Below are 305 nucleotides of genomic sequence, written 5' to 3'. Positions count from 1 at the left end.
GGGGGCAATTACGCTTGATAATAATACTAACGCCCTTGATGTTGTCACAACATCAAGTGGTGCGGTCACGATTGAAGATGCAGGTGCCTTAACGGTAGCGGGCTCAATGGGCAGCTTTATGGTGACGGATGCCGATAGTGTAAACGATACGGCAACGGTGATGGTTACAGGTGCAACATCGATAGATACGTCAGGTGCTAACGGCTCAGTAATATTAGATGATGACAGCAACGCGCTAAGTGGCACAGTTACGATAGCGGCGGGCACAGGTGACATCACGCTGGATAATGATGCGACGGATTTAG

Annotated in this window: 1 protein-coding gene; it reads left to right on the top strand. The window is 49.5% G+C overall.

Features of this window, described 5'->3' with window-relative positions; all coding sequences use genetic code 11:
• A partial coding sequence (locus KO525_RS04705; RefSeq protein WP_215962642.1) for a hypothetical protein occupies positions 1 to 305 on the top strand: 305 nt, incomplete at both ends.

The organism is Psychrosphaera sp. B3R10 (genome assembly GCF_018861025.1).
Classification (GTDB): Bacteria; Pseudomonadota; Gammaproteobacteria; order Enterobacterales; family Alteromonadaceae; genus Psychrosphaera; species Psychrosphaera algicola.
Note: the sequence above shows the minus strand (reverse complement) of the source record. Positions and strands in the feature narration are given on the sequence as shown.